Source organism: Photorhabdus viridis (assembly GCF_040256935.1).
Lineage (GTDB): Bacteria > Pseudomonadota > Gammaproteobacteria > Enterobacterales > Enterobacteriaceae > Photorhabdus > Photorhabdus viridis.
The window spans coordinates 65,682-81,150 of the sequence record NZ_JBEJZY010000021.1 but is presented as its reverse complement, the minus strand read 5'-3'; the positions used below and the strand labels follow the sequence as shown (position 1 = coordinate 81,150).

At 44.5% G+C, this 15,469-nt stretch carries 11 protein-coding genes and 1 pseudogene; 5 read left to right on the top strand and 7 right to left on the bottom strand.

Annotation, left to right across the window (positions count from 1 at the left end):
* Positions 1-106, top strand: a pseudogene (locus ABR397_RS25445) (IS982 family transposase); the annotation flags it as partial.
* A 602-nt stretch (positions 107-708) separates the two neighbouring features.
* On the opposite strand, the gene ABR397_RS11020 reads toward ABR397_RS25445, so the two are convergent.
* Genes ABR397_RS11020 through ABR397_RS11010 form a run of 3 tightly spaced genes read right to left on the bottom strand, consistent with a single transcriptional unit; the run spans position 709 to position 4,006 of the window.
* Positions 709-1,878 (bottom strand): ABC transporter permease, encoded by a 1,170-nt coding sequence (locus tag ABR397_RS11020; protein WP_350305795.1) that lies wholly within the window; start codon positions 1,876-1,878, stop codon positions 709-711.
* Positions 1,878-3,023: an ABC transporter permease gene (locus tag ABR397_RS11015; RefSeq protein ID WP_350305792.1), complete on the bottom strand. Its 1,146-nt coding sequence runs from the start codon at positions 3,021-3,023 to the stop codon at positions 1,878-1,880. Before ABR397_RS11015 ends, ABR397_RS11020 begins: the two co-directional genes overlap by 1 nt.
* A gap of 11 nt (positions 3,024-3,034) precedes the next feature.
* Positions 3,035-4,006 carry an HlyD family secretion protein gene (locus ABR397_RS11010; protein WP_350305791.1) on the bottom strand — a complete coding sequence of 324 codons (972 nt, stop codon included), beginning with the start codon at positions 4,004-4,006 and terminating at the stop codon, positions 3,035-3,037.
* 236 nt (positions 4,007-4,242) lie between these two features.
* Between ABR397_RS11010 and ABR397_RS11005 the strand changes: the two genes are divergently transcribed.
* The 4 genes from ABR397_RS11005 to ABR397_RS10990 all read left to right on the top strand — a co-directional run bounded on the left by ABR397_RS11005 (position 4,243) and on the right by ABR397_RS10990 (position 9,921).
* Positions 4,243-5,940, top strand: coding sequence for a sensor histidine kinase (locus tag ABR397_RS11005; protein WP_350305790.1), 1,698 nt, complete (start codon positions 4,243-4,245; stop codon positions 5,938-5,940).
* Between the two features lie 2 nt (positions 5,941-5,942).
* Complete coding sequence (gene btsR, locus ABR397_RS11000) at positions 5,943-6,659, top strand: two-component system response regulator BtsR (RefSeq protein ID WP_350305789.1); 717 nt, start codon at positions 5,943-5,945, stop codon at positions 6,657-6,659.
* Positions 6,660-6,830: 171 nt separating this feature from the next.
* Positions 6,831-8,633: a carbon starvation CstA family protein gene (locus tag ABR397_RS10995; RefSeq protein ID WP_350305788.1), complete on the top strand. Its 1,803-nt coding sequence runs from the start codon at positions 6,831-6,833 to the stop codon at positions 8,631-8,633.
* 610 nt (positions 8,634-9,243) lie between these two features.
* Entirely contained in the window at positions 9,244-9,921 is a 678-nt protein-coding gene (locus ABR397_RS10990) for an HD domain-containing protein (RefSeq protein WP_350305787.1), read from the top strand.
* A gap of 264 nt (positions 9,922-10,185) precedes the next feature.
* Here the strand turns inward: ABR397_RS10990 and ABR397_RS10985 are convergent, their stop codons facing one another.
* The 4 genes from ABR397_RS10985 to pnp form a co-directional block, all read right to left on the bottom strand.
* Complete coding sequence (locus ABR397_RS10985) at positions 10,186-12,102, bottom strand: DEAD/DEAH family ATP-dependent RNA helicase (RefSeq protein WP_350305786.1); 1,917 nt, start codon at positions 12,100-12,102, stop codon at positions 10,186-10,188.
* Entirely contained in the window at positions 12,092-12,166 is a 75-nt protein-coding gene (gene yrbN, locus ABR397_RS10980; RefSeq protein WP_350305794.1) for a protein YrbN, read from the bottom strand. Before yrbN ends, ABR397_RS10985 begins: the two co-directional genes overlap by 11 nt.
* A gap of 106 nt (positions 12,167-12,272) precedes the next feature.
* Positions 12,273-13,157: a lipoprotein NlpI gene (nlpI, locus tag ABR397_RS10975; RefSeq protein WP_021323312.1), complete on the bottom strand. Its 885-nt coding sequence runs from the start codon at positions 13,155-13,157 to the stop codon at positions 12,273-12,275.
* A gap of 122 nt (positions 13,158-13,279) precedes the next feature.
* The gene (gene pnp / locus ABR397_RS10970; RefSeq protein ID WP_350305785.1) at positions 13,280-15,409 is read right to left on the bottom strand and encodes a polyribonucleotide nucleotidyltransferase; all 2,130 of its coding nucleotides are present in this window, start codon (positions 15,407-15,409) and stop codon (positions 13,280-13,282) included.
* Positions 15,410-15,469 lie beyond the last annotated feature (60 nt).

The window sequence follows — 15,469 nt, the reverse complement described above, 5'->3', positions numbered from 1 at the left end:
TTTTTTATTGGAAATCGTCGCTGGCCTAATTGCTTATACATTCCAACCTAAAAAACCGAGCTTGAATTTACGGGATTGTGATATAGCTATTTTTAAACGAAGCTGAGGTTAACATAAGAGGAAAATACATCGCCAATGAAAAGGGATTTACGAGCTACTATCATTCTGAGGGTTTTCTTATTTTTTAATTAAACATTTATTTAATGAATGGTTTTCATTGTGTCGTTTTTTGTAAATACAATCGTTTTTCCGTTTTCTGACTCATATTTAAATTTTACTACCTCCATTAAACTGATACTGAAGTTTTTTCCTTTATTTGATTTTCCAGGTTTAAAACCAGAGAGGGTAAAAATATATTCCAATGATATTAAAATCAAAGCCTATTTCTTTAATCGTTTTTAATACTGCTAAACGTTTTTATCCTTTTCTCTCTATTAATCCGATTAATCAAAAAGCTTCCTGTCTTTCTTTAATGATTTATCTCTCTTTTCGAAAACCTTTTTCAACCATGTAACATCTTTTACTTAAAAAATTTTTTAATGCGATTAATCGTGCTTTCAATACTTCGTGATTAATAGCATCGAATAGAAAGCTAACGTGTTTTTTAAGCTTGGTTTTGTTTATAACCAAAGTTAATAAATTTAAAATCCTTTTTTCCTGATGTTTTCTTTTCCAATATCAGTACAGTACCGAGTTTTTTACCTGCTCCTATCGGGTTTCTCGCCTTATATCCCCTCCCGCATTGGACGAAGGTTTACGGCGATTTTTGCTAAATTCACCACTGCGCACCTTCCCAATCAGAATCCCCAGCAGCGTATAAACCACGCCAAGGATCAGCATCATGGCAATATCTCCCAATACATTCTGTAATGGCAGCCCCATTTGGTTAACACCTGCAATCGCTTTTGTCGCCCAAGTGGATGGTAAGGCGGAAGAGATTGCCCTCACCCAATCAGGCATCGCCTGTATCGGCCAAATGGTGCCGGAAATATAGAAAACCGGCGTTGTACTAAGAGCAAGCGTCAGATAGATCATTTCCACACTGCGCATGCATTCTGTCACTAACTTCCCTAATCCAAACACCGACAACATAAACAGGAAAGTCAGCATTAATAACAGAGGAATAGACGCTTCCTGACGGTATCCCAATACCCACGGCCAAAGAACAAAAAATATGATGGAGAGAAAAAGCCAGATGGGTAATAACGCCGATAATGCCCCTAAATAGACAGGTAATGGGGGTTTACCTTTCGGCGTACTGCGCATCGTAATACTGACCCGCACACAAGATATCAGCAAAGAGTGTTGCAACAACATCACCAACAAACCAGGAAAGGTAATTGCAGCAAAGCTAACACCAGGGTTGAACAACCCAACAGTTTCACTACGAATTGGCATCAGTAATAGTTTTACCTGTTCAGGACTGAAACCATATTTCAGTAGCAATTTGTTGTTATATTCACTCAGCAATTGCCGGTGGGCTGAGGTCAACTCTTGCTGAATCTGCCCATTAGCAAGACGACTCGTTGCATCTCCATAAATCGGGAAGGTGATATTTTTTCCAGTAAGGATATTTTTCTCCAGATCCGCCGGTATGATGATGATCGCAAAAATTTCACGTAATAGCAGATCGTGACGGGCATCAGCCAGATTGTCATAGCTGTGGACAGCAATTTTAGCCGTAGAATTAAGCTGACGTATCAGAGCACGACTGGCGAAGCTGTGATCCTGATCGATCACAGCAACGGGCAGATCCCATACTGTTGGCCGGACATACACCAAACTCATCAGACACAAGGAAGCCAGCATCAACATCCACATGGGTTTTTCCAGCATTCCCATTAACACCCGGCGAAAAGTCTGCCAATACATCTGCATCATTCACCGCCTTGTGGCAGACTAAGCCGTTTCAATAATCGGTTACGCACCAGCAGGGAACAAACGACCGGATAGGTCAGTAACGAAGCACAAACAGATAAAATACCCAGCAAAGAAACCTCACGCAGAAAAATATCAAACATCGCATTCAAGGCATGAGTCAAAGGCTCAAGATTAGCAATTATCCTCGCCGGCAATATCATTGATAATTCGGGTACTGACATACCTGAAAAGGTCATCGCAATACTTACCAGCACCCCGATAAGACTATAAGCTGTCAATGCGCTATTGGTGAAAGTAAATAGCAGCAGGCCAATACTTTGTGCAGCAATCACATAGAAGAAACCTACTACCACCATATATATTGGATTACCATTCACTTTTGCATCAAATATCCCAATCAGCGCCGCCAACTCTACAATCAACAACAGAGTAAAAAACAGGGTATAAGGCGCCAGTTTTCCCAACAGGGCGAAGGTAAATGGTTTCATTGTCATCCGCGTTCTACCGCGGGACATACTGTAAATCGTGCAAGTCACAACAAAAAGCTGTAACAAATGGATAGTAGCCGCAAATTGCTGATAATAGATGTAACTACCACTGGCGTTGAACAGACTGTCATAAGCAAGTGTGACATTGGCTAACGGAGGTAACTGGCGCCCCATCTCCGTTGCCAATATGGAACGGTATTTCGTATTGATCTCCGCCATTACTCCACTGAAATCCTGAATAGAATAACTTCCGGCGCCATAAAACAATGCGTTGTAATACATACGAACGGTTGGCTGGTACCCTCGGAGAGCATCAGCCTCAAAATCATTCGGGATATAAAGCAGAGAGTAATCCTTAGCGTTGCCAAGCCGTTCAAGAGATTCATGCAATCCGCCATCGTAGGATTTAATCTGCGCATGAGAAGCGCCATCCAGATTACGGATCAGACTACGTGACAACGGGCTATGATCATTATCCACTACCGATACCGGCAGATTGAGCAACGTCCCTTCTGAAAAGTTAGCGCTAATTAACACAAACAGCATCAAAGGGAATAACCAACTTAGCCAGTGAAAAACCGGACTGCGGATCGTAGCCCGAATCTCTTGACTAAAAGCACGTTCGAACCCACGCCATGCAACCTTGCCCCTCATCAGCAAGTCACCTATTTATCCCAACGCCACAAGGCGCTCATACCAAGGCGTAAACCTTCAACCGGTTGTAAGGGGAACAAACGAACTTCAAAGGTTCTCAGGTCAAAATCACCGGTCGCACGAGTCGCGCGCTTGGTGGCGTAATCTCCCATCGGGGCGATATAACGTATTTCTACTTCAATCTCTTTATCGCCCAGCGCAGGAACACGGAGTTTGACTTTATCCCCTTTGCTCACTTTCGCCAGAATATCTTCCCGCAAGTTATAAATAAAATAGGCTTCCGAGACACGAACTAATGTCACCAGTGGGCTGTTGGCATTAAATAATTCACCCACTTCTGCCGGAATCGGCCCAACTTCACCCTCGACTGGCGCTTTAACCTGTAAATCATCTTTCTGGGTTTGTAACTCAATGAGTTGCTGTTCAGCCTGACGCAGAGCCGCCGCATATTTCTGGCGTAACTCAATTCTGTCGCCATGCATACCTTCATCTAACGCGGCTTTCGCTCCCTGCATTTTTTGATAGGAAACATCCCTGCTTCTGCGGGCGTTATCCAGTTCATTTCGTGAAACATAGCCTTTAGACGCGATGTTCTGAATACGGTTATATTCACGTACCGCATTATCATATTCAGCCTGTGCCTGTGCCAAACCCGCTTCCAGATTCCGGATACTTTCTTCACGCGTACCATGCAGAGATTGCTCTAACTGGGCTTTAGCCTGATCACGGACAGCTTGCAATGAGGCGACTTGAGCCAGTAATTCAGGGCTTTCAAGCGTGATCAGCGGCTGACCAGTTTTGACATCATCTCCCCGCTCGACGTGGCGCGCAATCACCCGACCTTTGGCTTTAGATGCCACAATCACTTCCGGCGCATCAACTTCACCCTGCAACAATAAATATTGGTTATGAGAACGAAATAACACAGCCATTGCTGTGAGCAAGATAACCAGTAAGATCGTAAAAAGTGTTCTTTTTTTCATTATGTCTTACACACCCAAAATTGCTCAACCTGAAACTAATAACATCTTCACATTATTCTGTAGAAAATTTCTTATATATTTGTGCGTATAATCACTGACGTAAAGAATAAGTCTTTATAATAGTGTAGTGGTTTATGATTCTTGTCAAATATTGAACTACTTGAAATAAACTTTTGATAATCTTATTTAGCTATTTCTGTAAACTAGCAACATTCGCTCGTCCTTCCGGAAAAACCATGTACGAATTTAACCTTGTGTTGTTATTACTACAGCAGATGTGCGTCTATTTAGTGATCGCCTGGCTGTTAAGTAAGACACCTCTATTTATTCCACTGTTACAAGTTACCGTGCGTTTACCTCATAAATTGCTGTGCTATGTCATTTTCTCCATTTTCTGCATTATGGGGACCTATTTTGGTCTGCATATAGGTGATTCCATTGCCAATACCCGTGCTATTGGCGCTGTACTTGGCGGGCTCCTTGGCGGGCCAGGCGTCGGTGCTTTAGTTGGCTTAACCGGAGGGCTGCACCGCTATTCTCTGGGCGGGATGACCGCTTTCAGCTGTATGATATCGACCATTGTTGAAGGTTTAATCGGTGGCATTATTCACAGCTATCTGATGAAACGGGGTCAAATAAACCGACTGATTAATCCCTGGACAGCCGCTATCGTCACATTTTGCGCTGAGATGATACAGATGGGCATTTTACTGCTACTTGCCCGCCCATATAGTGAAGCATTAGCGTTGGTAAAAAATATCGCCTCTCCGATGATTGTCACCAATAGTATTGGTTCAGCCATGTTCATGCGTATCTTGCTTGACCGGCGTGCTATATTTGAAAAATATACCAGTGCATTTTCTGCTCAGGCACTGAAAATCGCTGTCTATACCGAGGGTATTTTGCGAAAAGGATTCAATGAAAATAACAGTATGCGGGTAGCAAAAGTTATTTATCAGCAACTGGAAATTGGAGCCGTCGCCATTACAGACAGGGAAAAACTACTAGCGTTTATCGGTATCGGCTCAGATCATCACCTTCCTGGAACACCTATTTCCTCGGAGCACTCCCGCCGGGCGATTGAAAATAATGAAGTGGTTTATGCCGATGGCAATGAAATACCTTACCGTTGCTCAATCAATCCAACTTGCAAACTAGGTTCCACCCTAGTCATTCCACTACGGGGAGAAAATCAGCAAGTTATCGGAGCAATTAAACTTTACGAAGCCAAAAACCGTCTGTTTAGCTCAATCAATCGCACCTTGGGGGAAAGTATTGCCAGCCTGTTATCTGCCCAAATCCTCGCCGGACAATATGAACGTAACAAACAATCACTGCTCCAGTCAGAGATTAAGCTGCTTCACGCGCAAGTGAATCCTCACTTTTTATTTAATGCCTTAAATACCCTACAAGCAGTGATCCGACGGGACAGTCATCAGGCTGGTCAGTTAGTACAATATATCTCAACCTTCTTCCGTAAAAATTTGAAACGATCAGAAGAGATCGTCACTCTGTCTGATGAGATAGAGCATGTAAATGCTTACTTACAAATTGAGAAGGCCCGTTTCCGTGATCACCTGCAAATAACTATTGAACTGCCGGAATCTCTGCTTTACGCCAAACTACCCGCTTTTTCCCTCCAACCAATAGTAGAAAATGCGATCAAACACGGTACATCACAATTACTGGAAACCGGTAGGATTACCATCCGGGCTCATCAACAGGATCGAGTGCTGATATTGGAAGTGGAAGATAATGCAGGTCTTTATAAGTCAGTTTCTATGGGGGATGGACTAGGAATGAGTCTAGTGGATAAACGGCTGCGACTTCGCTATGGTGAAAATTATGGTGTGCAAATAGATTGCCAGCCAGAACAATTTACCCGCGTAATTTTATGTTTACCATTAAATAAAGAGGCTGATAAAACTGTGTGAGCATGAATATATTAATTGTTGATGACGAACCACTGGCGCGAGAAAACCTGCGTTGTTTGTTGGAAGAAGAGCGGGATATCCAAATTATTGGCGAATGCGCCAACACCGTTGAGGCTATTGGGGCCATACATCGCCTGAAACCGGATGTTGTGTTTTTAGATATCCAGATGCCACGTATTACCGGATTAGAAATGGTAGGTATGCTCGATCCAGAACACCGCCCCCATATCGTTTTCCTGACCGCATTTGATGAATATGCAATACAAGCGTTTGAAGAACACGCATTTGATTATTTATTAAAACCACTGGAAAAAAACCGTCTAACCAAAACTTTACAACGATTGCGGCAAGGGCATCAGATACAAGATATTTCCATACTGAAAGCAGAAGAGCCACTGAAATATATCCCATGCACAGGCCGCAGCCGGATCTGGCTGGTTCAACAGGATGAGGTACTTTATGTCACCTCCCGCCCAAGCGGAATCTATGTTATGTGCGCCAACGGGCAGGAAGGATTCACTGAACTGACTCTTCGCACACTGGAAACCCGTACACCACTGATGAGAAATCATCGTCAATATTTGGTCAATATGACCCATCTGCGCGAAATCCTGTTTGGTGATAACGGACAAGCCGAACTGGTTCTACGTAATGGTCAAACTATTCCTGTCAGCCGCCGCTATTTGAAGCCGCTGAAAGAGGCATTAGGGTTGAAGTAATGCTTGATATTCATCACATTTTCAGCAGGTTAGTAAATTTCGATTCACCGCTTACCTGCTGAATCTAACCGCTTAACCCGCCATACAACCACTCACTCAGACTATCCCTCATAACTTCATTTAGCTGTGACAAGATAGGAGCAAAAAATTATAGCCCTCAGGAGAAGAGAAATGCAGCACGCTCTCACATTTGTTATTGCGACGTTGTGTATCCTGGTTATCTGCTACCGTTTGTACGGCGTATTCTTCGTTAAGAAAGTATTAAAAGCTGATGACAGTGAAGTGACACCTTCGCATTTACTGGAAGACGGCAAAGATTATGTGCCCACGAAAAAATGGGTGAATTTCGGTAGCCACTTCGCGGCAATCGCAGCCGCAGGACCTCTGGTTGGCCCAGTATTAGCCGCTCAATACGGTTATCTGCCCAGTATGTTATGGCTATTAATCGGCTGTGTCATCGGCGGTGCTGTACACGATACTGTTGTTCTATTCGCCTCAATGAAACATCGCGGTAAATCTCTGTCAGAAGTTGCCAAAGCAGAACTTGGCCCAGTTGCGGGCTGGTGTACCGGCCTTGCAATGTTGTTCATCATCACGATTACCATGGCAGGTCTGTCTATGGTGGTGGTTCACGCATTAGAACGTAACCCCTGGGGAACATTTGCAGTATTTATGACCATCCCGGTAGCCATCGGCGTCGGCCTGTGGGAACGCTTTACCGGCAATATGCGCGGAGCAACCTGGGTAGGCATTATCGCCATTATGGCTTGTGTGCTCATCGGCCCTTATATTCAGGAGTCTGCTTTCGGTGAATGGCTGAGTCTGCGTACATCCACCGTCAGCATGGCACTGCCAATCTATGCATTTTTCGCAACTGCCCTGCCAGTATGGATGCTGCTGACTCCACGTGGCTATCTCTCCAGCTTTATGAAAATTGGTGTATTCGGTGCGTTGGTTGTGGGTGTGATCTTTATTAACCCAGAGATTCAATTCCCGGCAGTGACTGAATTTATTCATGGCAATGGTCCTGTGTTGGCAGGACCGGTATGGCCGTTTATCTCTATCACTATCGCTTGTGGCGCAATTTCTGGCTTCCACGCCTTTATCGGTTCTGGTACGACACCAAAACAGATCGATAAGTGGAGTGATATTCTGCCAGTTGGCTTCGGTGCAATGCTGGCAGAATGTGTCGTTGGCGTAATGGCGCTGATCGCTGCGACATCCCTGTATCCTGCTGACTATTTCGCGATTAACTCCGCCCCGGAAGTCTTCGCTGCACTGGGTATGGATGTTGTCCATCTGCCAACGCTGAGTCAGGAAATTGGCCTTGATCTGTATGGCCGTACTGGTGGTGCAGTAACCCTGGCTGTGGGTATGGCGGATATCTTTACCCGTATCCCCTGGTTCAGCCAATTAGCATCCTATTTCTTCCAGTTCGTCGTCATGTTCGAAGCGGTGTTTATCCTGACAGCTGTTGACTCTGGTACACGTGTTGCCCGCTACCTGCTGCAAGATTTTTTGGGCGATATCTGGGCGCCGCTCAAACGCCTCGACTGGTTACCAGGTTCGATCGGTTGCAGTATCGTTGCCTGTTTACTGTGGGGTTATCTGCTAAATTCCGGTGATATCAATTCAGTTTGGGCGCTATTTGGTGTATCCAATCAACTAATGGCATCTATCGGCCTGATGATTGGCGCAACAATTATCCTGCGCTTGTCTGAAAAACGCTGGTATATGTTGACCTGTCTGATCCCACTGGCTTACCTGTATGTTACGGTAAACTATGCTGCTTACTGGATGGTAAAAAATGTCTATTTCAACTCCGCAGCAAAAGGTTTCAACATCTTCAACGGAACTATCTCCATTGTGATGGTTATCCTCGGTGTAGTGATTATGGTTTCTTCTATCATGCAATGGCTGAAACTATGGCGCGCACGCAGTGCAAACAATCCGGTCGAAGTATTGAGTAACTGATTTTTCTTAGTATTAAAGACCAAAGCGGCCTCTTTATGGGGGCCGCTTTAAATACATTAAACTGATAATTAAGTTTTCTCGTTTTTCTGTATTTGATTTTTTTAGGTTTAAAACCAGAGAGTAACAGATGTGTTAATGGTATTAATAACAACGTTCGTTTCTTTAATGTTTTTGCTATTGGATTAATGTTGTCATTTTGCCGCCTGATTAATCAATTTAAAACCTGTTTTTCCTGCTGTTTTCTCTTTCTATATCAGCAAAGCACCGAATCTTTTACCCGCTCTTAAAAAAACCTTAATCGCTGTTTTCACATTCAGATAAAGCGTGTGAAATGCCGCCCTGGCCCATCATAAAACGCAGAGCATTAATGTCAGCGCATGGCTCAGATATTTCATTGATATAGTTAAAAATAGTCATCGTTAAAATCACTTTTTTATGAAAGATGATGATCAGATCATTTTAATGATGAAAAATTCCATAAAAAGGCAGACTCTGCCCTGAAGTTTTGATAGCTTAGTAGTGTGTTTTTCAAGCTTTAATTGATTTGTTTTTAAGTAAAACATCCATATTAAAAATATGAGATCTCGCCCAGTATGGTTATCTATATGAAATGCCAACAACCCCCAGCAACTTTTTAAAAAAAGTCATTTTCATGGAACATTTAAACAGGTATGAAATGCTATTCCGAGAGTTCATTGCTAAAGAAATGAATACGGATCCTGCACATGACATCAACCATATTATGAGGGTAGTGCAAACGTCAAAAAGATTATGTCTGCAAGAGAAAGCAAGCAGTAAAGTGATCATACCCGCAGCTTACCTGCATGATTGCTATACTCTCCCCAAAAATCATCCAGACAGAGGGAGAAGTTCACAAATTGCTGCTGATATAGCTATCACGTTTCTGGAAAAAATAGCCTACCCCCAAAGATACCTTCCAGACATTCATCATGCAATTGTCGCCCACAGTTTCAGTGCAAATATAGTACCGATAACCTTAGAAGCGAGGATCGTTCAGGATGCAGACCGTCTAGACGCACTTGGCGCAATCGGTATCGCCCGATGCATTCAGGTTGGTATCACATTCAACAGTCAGCTGTATTCTGAAATTGATCCATTTTGTGTTGATAGGGAGCCAAATGACAAAATGTATACCGTGGATCATTTTTACACCAAGCTTTTTCGGCTCCCTGAGACAATGCAAACTACAGCCGGCAAAAATGAGGCCCACAAGCGGGTTTCATATATGAAAGGGTACTTAGAGCAGTTGTATAATGAGATTCAATAAACAACCAGAAAACCAACGAAAAGAGAGAAAGGTCATTTTCCAACTTCTTATAGAAATCAATCTTCAGGAAATCAAAGCACTGAATCAATCACCTTCTGGCACGAAACTCCAGCAGTAGGTAATAAATACAATGATCACTAAAAGGAAAAATTCCCCAAGAAGACATGAACATACCACAATTGAAACACTCAGTAGACTAAAGTGCACTGACAACAAAAACGGCTCCGTAAAAAGGAGCCGTTTTATCACTCAAATATCAGTCAATTACTGCGCGTTGCTGTTGTTATAACGACGGCGTGGAGCAGATGAACCATTATCATCGCTACGGCCACGGAAATTACTACGGCTTTGACCTTCACCACGGCTTTCACCACTACGACGCTCACCGCTGAAACGACGGCCACCACCGTTGAAATTCTCACGATCACGGCGAGGAGCGTTGCCATTACTGTTGCCGTTACGTGGGCCACCACGGCGTTCACGACGTTCAAATGGTTGCGCATCACCCATTAACTGCATATTCATTGGCTTATTCAGAATACGAGTACGGGTAAAGTGAGACAGTAAGTCGCCTGGCATACCTTTTGGCAGCTCAATTGTAGAATGAGTTGCAAACAGTTTGATGTTACCAATATAACGGCTGCTGATATCGCCTTCGTTAGCAATCGCACCAACGATATGACGAACTTCAACGCCATCATCACGACCCACTTCAATACGGTACAGTTCCATTTCGCCAACATCACGACGTTCACGACGAGGGCGATCACTACGTTCGCCCCGCTCACCACGATCATCGAAACTATTGCGACGACGATCATCACGCTCGTTGAACTCACGACGAGGACGGCGAACCGGATCTGGTGGCAAAATCAACGGGCGCTCACCTTGTGCCATTTTCAACAACGCCGCTGCCAGAGTTTCTATATCCAAATCTTCCGCAGGTTGCAATTTAGACAAAAGAGCACGATATTGCTCCAGATCGCTACTTTCCAGTTGTTGCTGCGCATTGGCTGCGAATTTTTCCAAACGGCGCTGACTCAGCAACTCGGCATTCGGCAGTTCAACTTCAGGGATAGTCAGCTTCATTGTACGTTCAACATTACGTAACAGGCGACGTTCACGGTTTTCCACAAACAACAACGCACGGCCAGCACGTCCCGCACGACCTGTACGGCCAATACGGTGAACATAAGATTCCGCATCCATTGGAATATCATAGTTAACAACCAAACTGATACGCTCAACATCCAGACCACGCGCTGCAACATCTGTTGCGATCAGAATATCCAAACGACCATCTTTCAGACGCTCCAGTGTCTGCTCACGTAGTGCCTGGTTCATATCACCGTTCAGGGCCGCACTATTGTAACCACTACGCTCCAGTGCTTCCGCCACTTCCAGTGTTGCATTTTTGGTACGCACGAAAATAATTGCAGCATCAAAATCTTCAGCTTCCAAGAAACGCACCAGTGCTTCATTTTTACGCATACCGTAAACAGACCAGTAACTCTGGCTGATGTCAGGACGGGTAGTTACACTCGCCTGGATACGCACTTCCTGAGGATCATTCATGAAACGACGAGTGATGCGGCGGATAGCTTCCGGCATCGTTGCAGAGAACAGCGCAGTTTGGTGCTCTGCCGGGATCTGGCTCATGATGTTTTCAACATCTTCGATGAAGCCCATGCGCAGCATTTCGTCTGCTTCATCCAAAACCAAACCGCTCAGGTTAGAAAGATCCAAAGTACCACGCTTCAGGTGATCCAGAAGACGCCCAGGCGTACCTACAACAATTTGTGGACCCTGGCGCAAAGCGCGTAACTGAACGTCATAACGTTGTCCACCATACAGAGCAACAACATTCACGTTACGCATATGTTTAGAAAAATCTGAGCACGCTTCAGCTACCTGTACCGCCAGTTCACGAGTCGGTGCCAGCACAAGAATCTGCGGAGCTTTCAGCTCAGCATTGATGTTATGCAGTAAAGGCAAACTGAATGCCGCCGTTTTACCGCTGCCGGTCTGTGCCATACCCAACACATCACGGCCATTTAGTAAATGGGGAATACATTGTTGCTGGATTGGAGACGGCTTTTCATAGCCAAGATCTCCCAGTGCAGAAAGAATAGGTGCTGATAAACCCAGATCAGCAAAAGAGATTTCAGTCTCAGTGGTCATGTAATGGTGCCTCATTAGTTATGGCGGCCAGTCTACATAACGCATTGAAAAAAATTTCGGTCATTTTCATTTAAAATGTGAACTGGCTCAAAGTATTTAATTAAACGAACAAATAAGCCCTCATCGGTCAAGATGTGGACTCTGCTAATCGATCTCGAAATGTTCGTCAGCTATTGCTGGTCCGATTCTGATAGGTCGTCTTGTTCCTGGCCTAACAGCGCCAATTCCAACAATGCATAGCGGTGCTCAACAAAGTTATGTGCATTGTTAGCCACCGTCAGCTTGAATAACGCGGATGCGCTATCCTTGTCCCCCAGACTTAGGTAATGTTTACCTAAATAGAAGTCAGTTTCACTGAGATGCTCAGCGAGCGAAGTGTTATCCGTTGCATTCTCTTTCAGGCGATCCATCAATGTATATTCACTGATTTTTCCTAAATAGAATTCAACTATATTCCAGCCCCATTGCCCCCGGTTCGCTCTTTCGTAGTGTTGCGACAAGTTTACCATCGCTCCTTTAGGATAAAATTCTTTTTCCACCAGGTACAACCACAACGAACGGAAGGGATCATTTGGATCGTCTTGATAAAACGCCTGCAGATCATCCTGCGCTAACTTATACCGGCCACCGTAATACAACGCGATGCCACGGTTCAGACGCGCGTAATTGTAAGTTGGATCAAGCTCTAATACAGAATCAAACGCTTCATAGGCGGCATCAAAATTGCCAGCCTGCGTAAAGTAAATCCCCAGATAATTAAAAATCTCTGGAATATTAGGCCGAATAGACAAGGCAATAGAAAAATCATTCCGTGCCAAAGCCCTCAGCCCGAGACTATCATACAGCACACCCCTCTCATATAAAAGCTGTGCGTACTCATCTTCTGTCAATGATCGACTCGCAAGAATCTGTTCCATACGGGCCAGAATAACTTCCTGCTGCAATGAAGGTTGTAATGGAATAGCAAAAACTTCGTTTTTACGCCAATCCTTGCTGCTGCATCCTGCCAAAATAAGTATTGCTACAGCATAACACCAGCGCAGAAAAAAATTCATTTCCTACTCCCAAAATCAGACATTGATTAAGAATGCCCTATCACCTATTGCATTTATTGGGCCTCCTGCCCTGAGTCTATTAAACGGCGCTTTTTTACAAAACACCGTTTATGACATCAAATTTATTCTGCTGATTGTGGTGCTAGTGGTGCTTCCTCAACAACTGTGCCGGCTATCGCTTCTTTGATGCTCAGGCGAACACGACCCTGGCGATCAATTTCCAGTACTTTAACTGATACTTCCTGACCAACCTGCAAATAGTCAGCCACTTTCTCAACGCGCTTATCAGCAATCTGCGAAATATGCACTAGGCCTTCTTTACCACCACCGATAGCAACAAATGCGCCAAAATCAACGATACGGGTTACCTTGCCAGCGTAAATACGGCCAACTTCGATCTCCGCAGTGATTTCTTCAATACGACTGATTGCATGTTTTGCTCTTTCGCCATCAGTTGCAGCAATTTTCACTGTGCCATCATCTTCGATTTCAATGGTAGTCCCGGTTTCTTCAGTCAATGCACGGATAACCGAACCACCTTTACCGATAACATCTTTAATCTTGTCTGGGTTGATCTTGATAGTGTGAATACGTGGAGCAAATTCAGAAATATCATTACGTGGGCTGTTAATTGCCTGCTCCATCACGCTCAGGATATGCAAACGCGCACCTTTTGCCTGATTCAACGCAACTTGCATAATTTCACGGGTGATACCTTCAATTTTGATATCCATTTGCAGCGCACTGACACCTTCACAGCTACCCGCGACTTTAAAGTCCATGTCACCTAGATGATCTTCATCACCCAGAATATCAGACAGAACAACAAAGTTATCACCTTCTTTCACCAGACCCATTGCAATACCAGCAACAGCGGCTTTAATCGGCACACCGGCATCCATCAACGCAAGAGATGCTCCACAGACAGATGCCATTGAAGATGAACCGTTAGATTCTGTAATTTCAGAAACTACACGAACTGTGTATGGGAACTCGTTAGCTTTTGGCATAACTGACAATACACCACGTTTAGCCAACCGGCCATGACCAATTTCACGGCGCTTTGGTGAACCCATCATACCTGTTTCACCAACAGAATAGGGAGGGAAATTATAGTGCAGTAAGAAGCGATCTGTACGTTCGCCCATCAATTCATCGATGATCTGTGCATCACGTTCTGTCCCCAGAGTCGCAGTAACCAGAGCCTGAGTTTCACCGCGGGTAAACAATGCAGAACCGTGAGTACGGGGCAGAACACCAGTACGTACGTCCAACGCACGAACCATATCTTTTTCGCGGCCATCAATACGTGGTTCACCACTCAGGACACGGCTACGAACAACATTTTTCTCTAAGCTGCCCAGAATTTCATGGATTTCCGCTTCTTCCAAAGTTTCATCCTGTTCCAACAACGCAGCTGTAACTTCATCTTTGATAGCATCAACCTGAGCATAACGCTCCTGTTTCTCAGTGATACGGTAAGCATCACCCAGACGGCTTTCTGCCAATTCAGCTACACGATCATGCAGCGCTTGGTTAACAGGTTCTGGCGCCCAATCCCATTTCTCTTTGCCCGCTTCCGCAGCCAACGCATTAATGTTATCAATAACCACTTGTTGTTGATCATGACCGAACACTACCGCACCCAGCATTTGCTCTTCAGTCAGCAGATCTGCTTCAGACTCCACCATCAAAACAGCACCAGCAGTACCTGCAACCACCAGATCCAAACGGCTGTTTTTCAGCTCATCACTGGTTGGGTTCAGCACATATTGATCATTAATATAACCAACGCGGGCAGCGCCAATCGGGCCATTGAATGGAATACCAGACAATGCCAGCGCAGCAGAAGCACCGATCATTGCAACGATATCCGGGTTAATTTGTGGATTGACAGAAACCACCGTCGCTACAATCTGAACCTCATTCAGGAAACCTTCCGGAAACAGAGGACGCAGAGGGCGATCAATCAAACGGGCTACCAACGTTTCGCCTTCTCCTGGGCGACCTTCACGACGGAAGAAACTGCCTGGGATACGGCCTGCGGCGTAAGTACGCTCCTGATAGTTAACCGTCAGCGGGAAAAAATCCTGACCAGATTTTACTTTTTTCTGACCAACAACAGTGACGAATACAGCAGTGTCATCCATATTGACCATGACAGCAGCTGTGGCTTGGCGCGCCATCATACCCGTTTCGATAGTAACGGTATGTTGACCATATTGAAATTTACGAACAATCGGATTCAGCAAAATAATATCCTTTCGTTAACGTTGTCTTTTATATTCAGCAGACAACAATGAATGATCTCT

What these genes read in the sequence shown, in the direction of transcription:
- ABR397_RS11020 (WP_350305795.1), bottom strand. Translation starts at nt 1,878, where the DNA reads ATGCAGATGTATTGGCAGACTTTTCGCCGGGTGTTAATGGGAATGCTG.
- ABR397_RS11015 (WP_350305792.1), bottom strand. Translation starts at nt 3,023, where the DNA reads ATGAGGGGCAAGGTTGCATGGCGTGGGTTCGAACGTGCTTTTAGTCAA.
- ABR397_RS11010 (WP_350305791.1), bottom strand. Translation starts at nt 4,006, where the DNA reads ATGAAAAAAAGAACACTTTTTACGATCTTACTGGTTATCTTGCTCACA.
- ABR397_RS11005 (WP_350305790.1), top strand. Translation starts at nt 4,243, where the DNA reads ATGTACGAATTTAACCTTGTGTTGTTATTACTACAGCAGATGTGCGTC.
- btsR (WP_350305789.1), top strand. Translation starts at nt 5,943, where the DNA reads ATGAATATATTAATTGTTGATGACGAACCACTGGCGCGAGAAAACCTG.
- ABR397_RS10995 (WP_350305788.1), top strand. Translation starts at nt 6,831, where the DNA reads ATGCAGCACGCTCTCACATTTGTTATTGCGACGTTGTGTATCCTGGTT.
- ABR397_RS10990 (WP_350305787.1), top strand. Translation starts at nt 9,244, where the DNA reads ATGCCAACAACCCCCAGCAACTTTTTAAAAAAAGTCATTTTCATGGAA.
- ABR397_RS10985 (WP_350305786.1), bottom strand. Translation starts at nt 12,102, where the DNA reads ATGACCACTGAGACTGAAATCTCTTTTGCTGATCTGGGTTTATCAGCA.
- nlpI (WP_021323312.1), bottom strand. Translation starts at nt 13,157, where the DNA reads ATGAATTTTTTTCTGCGCTGGTGTTATGCTGTAGCAATACTTATTTTG.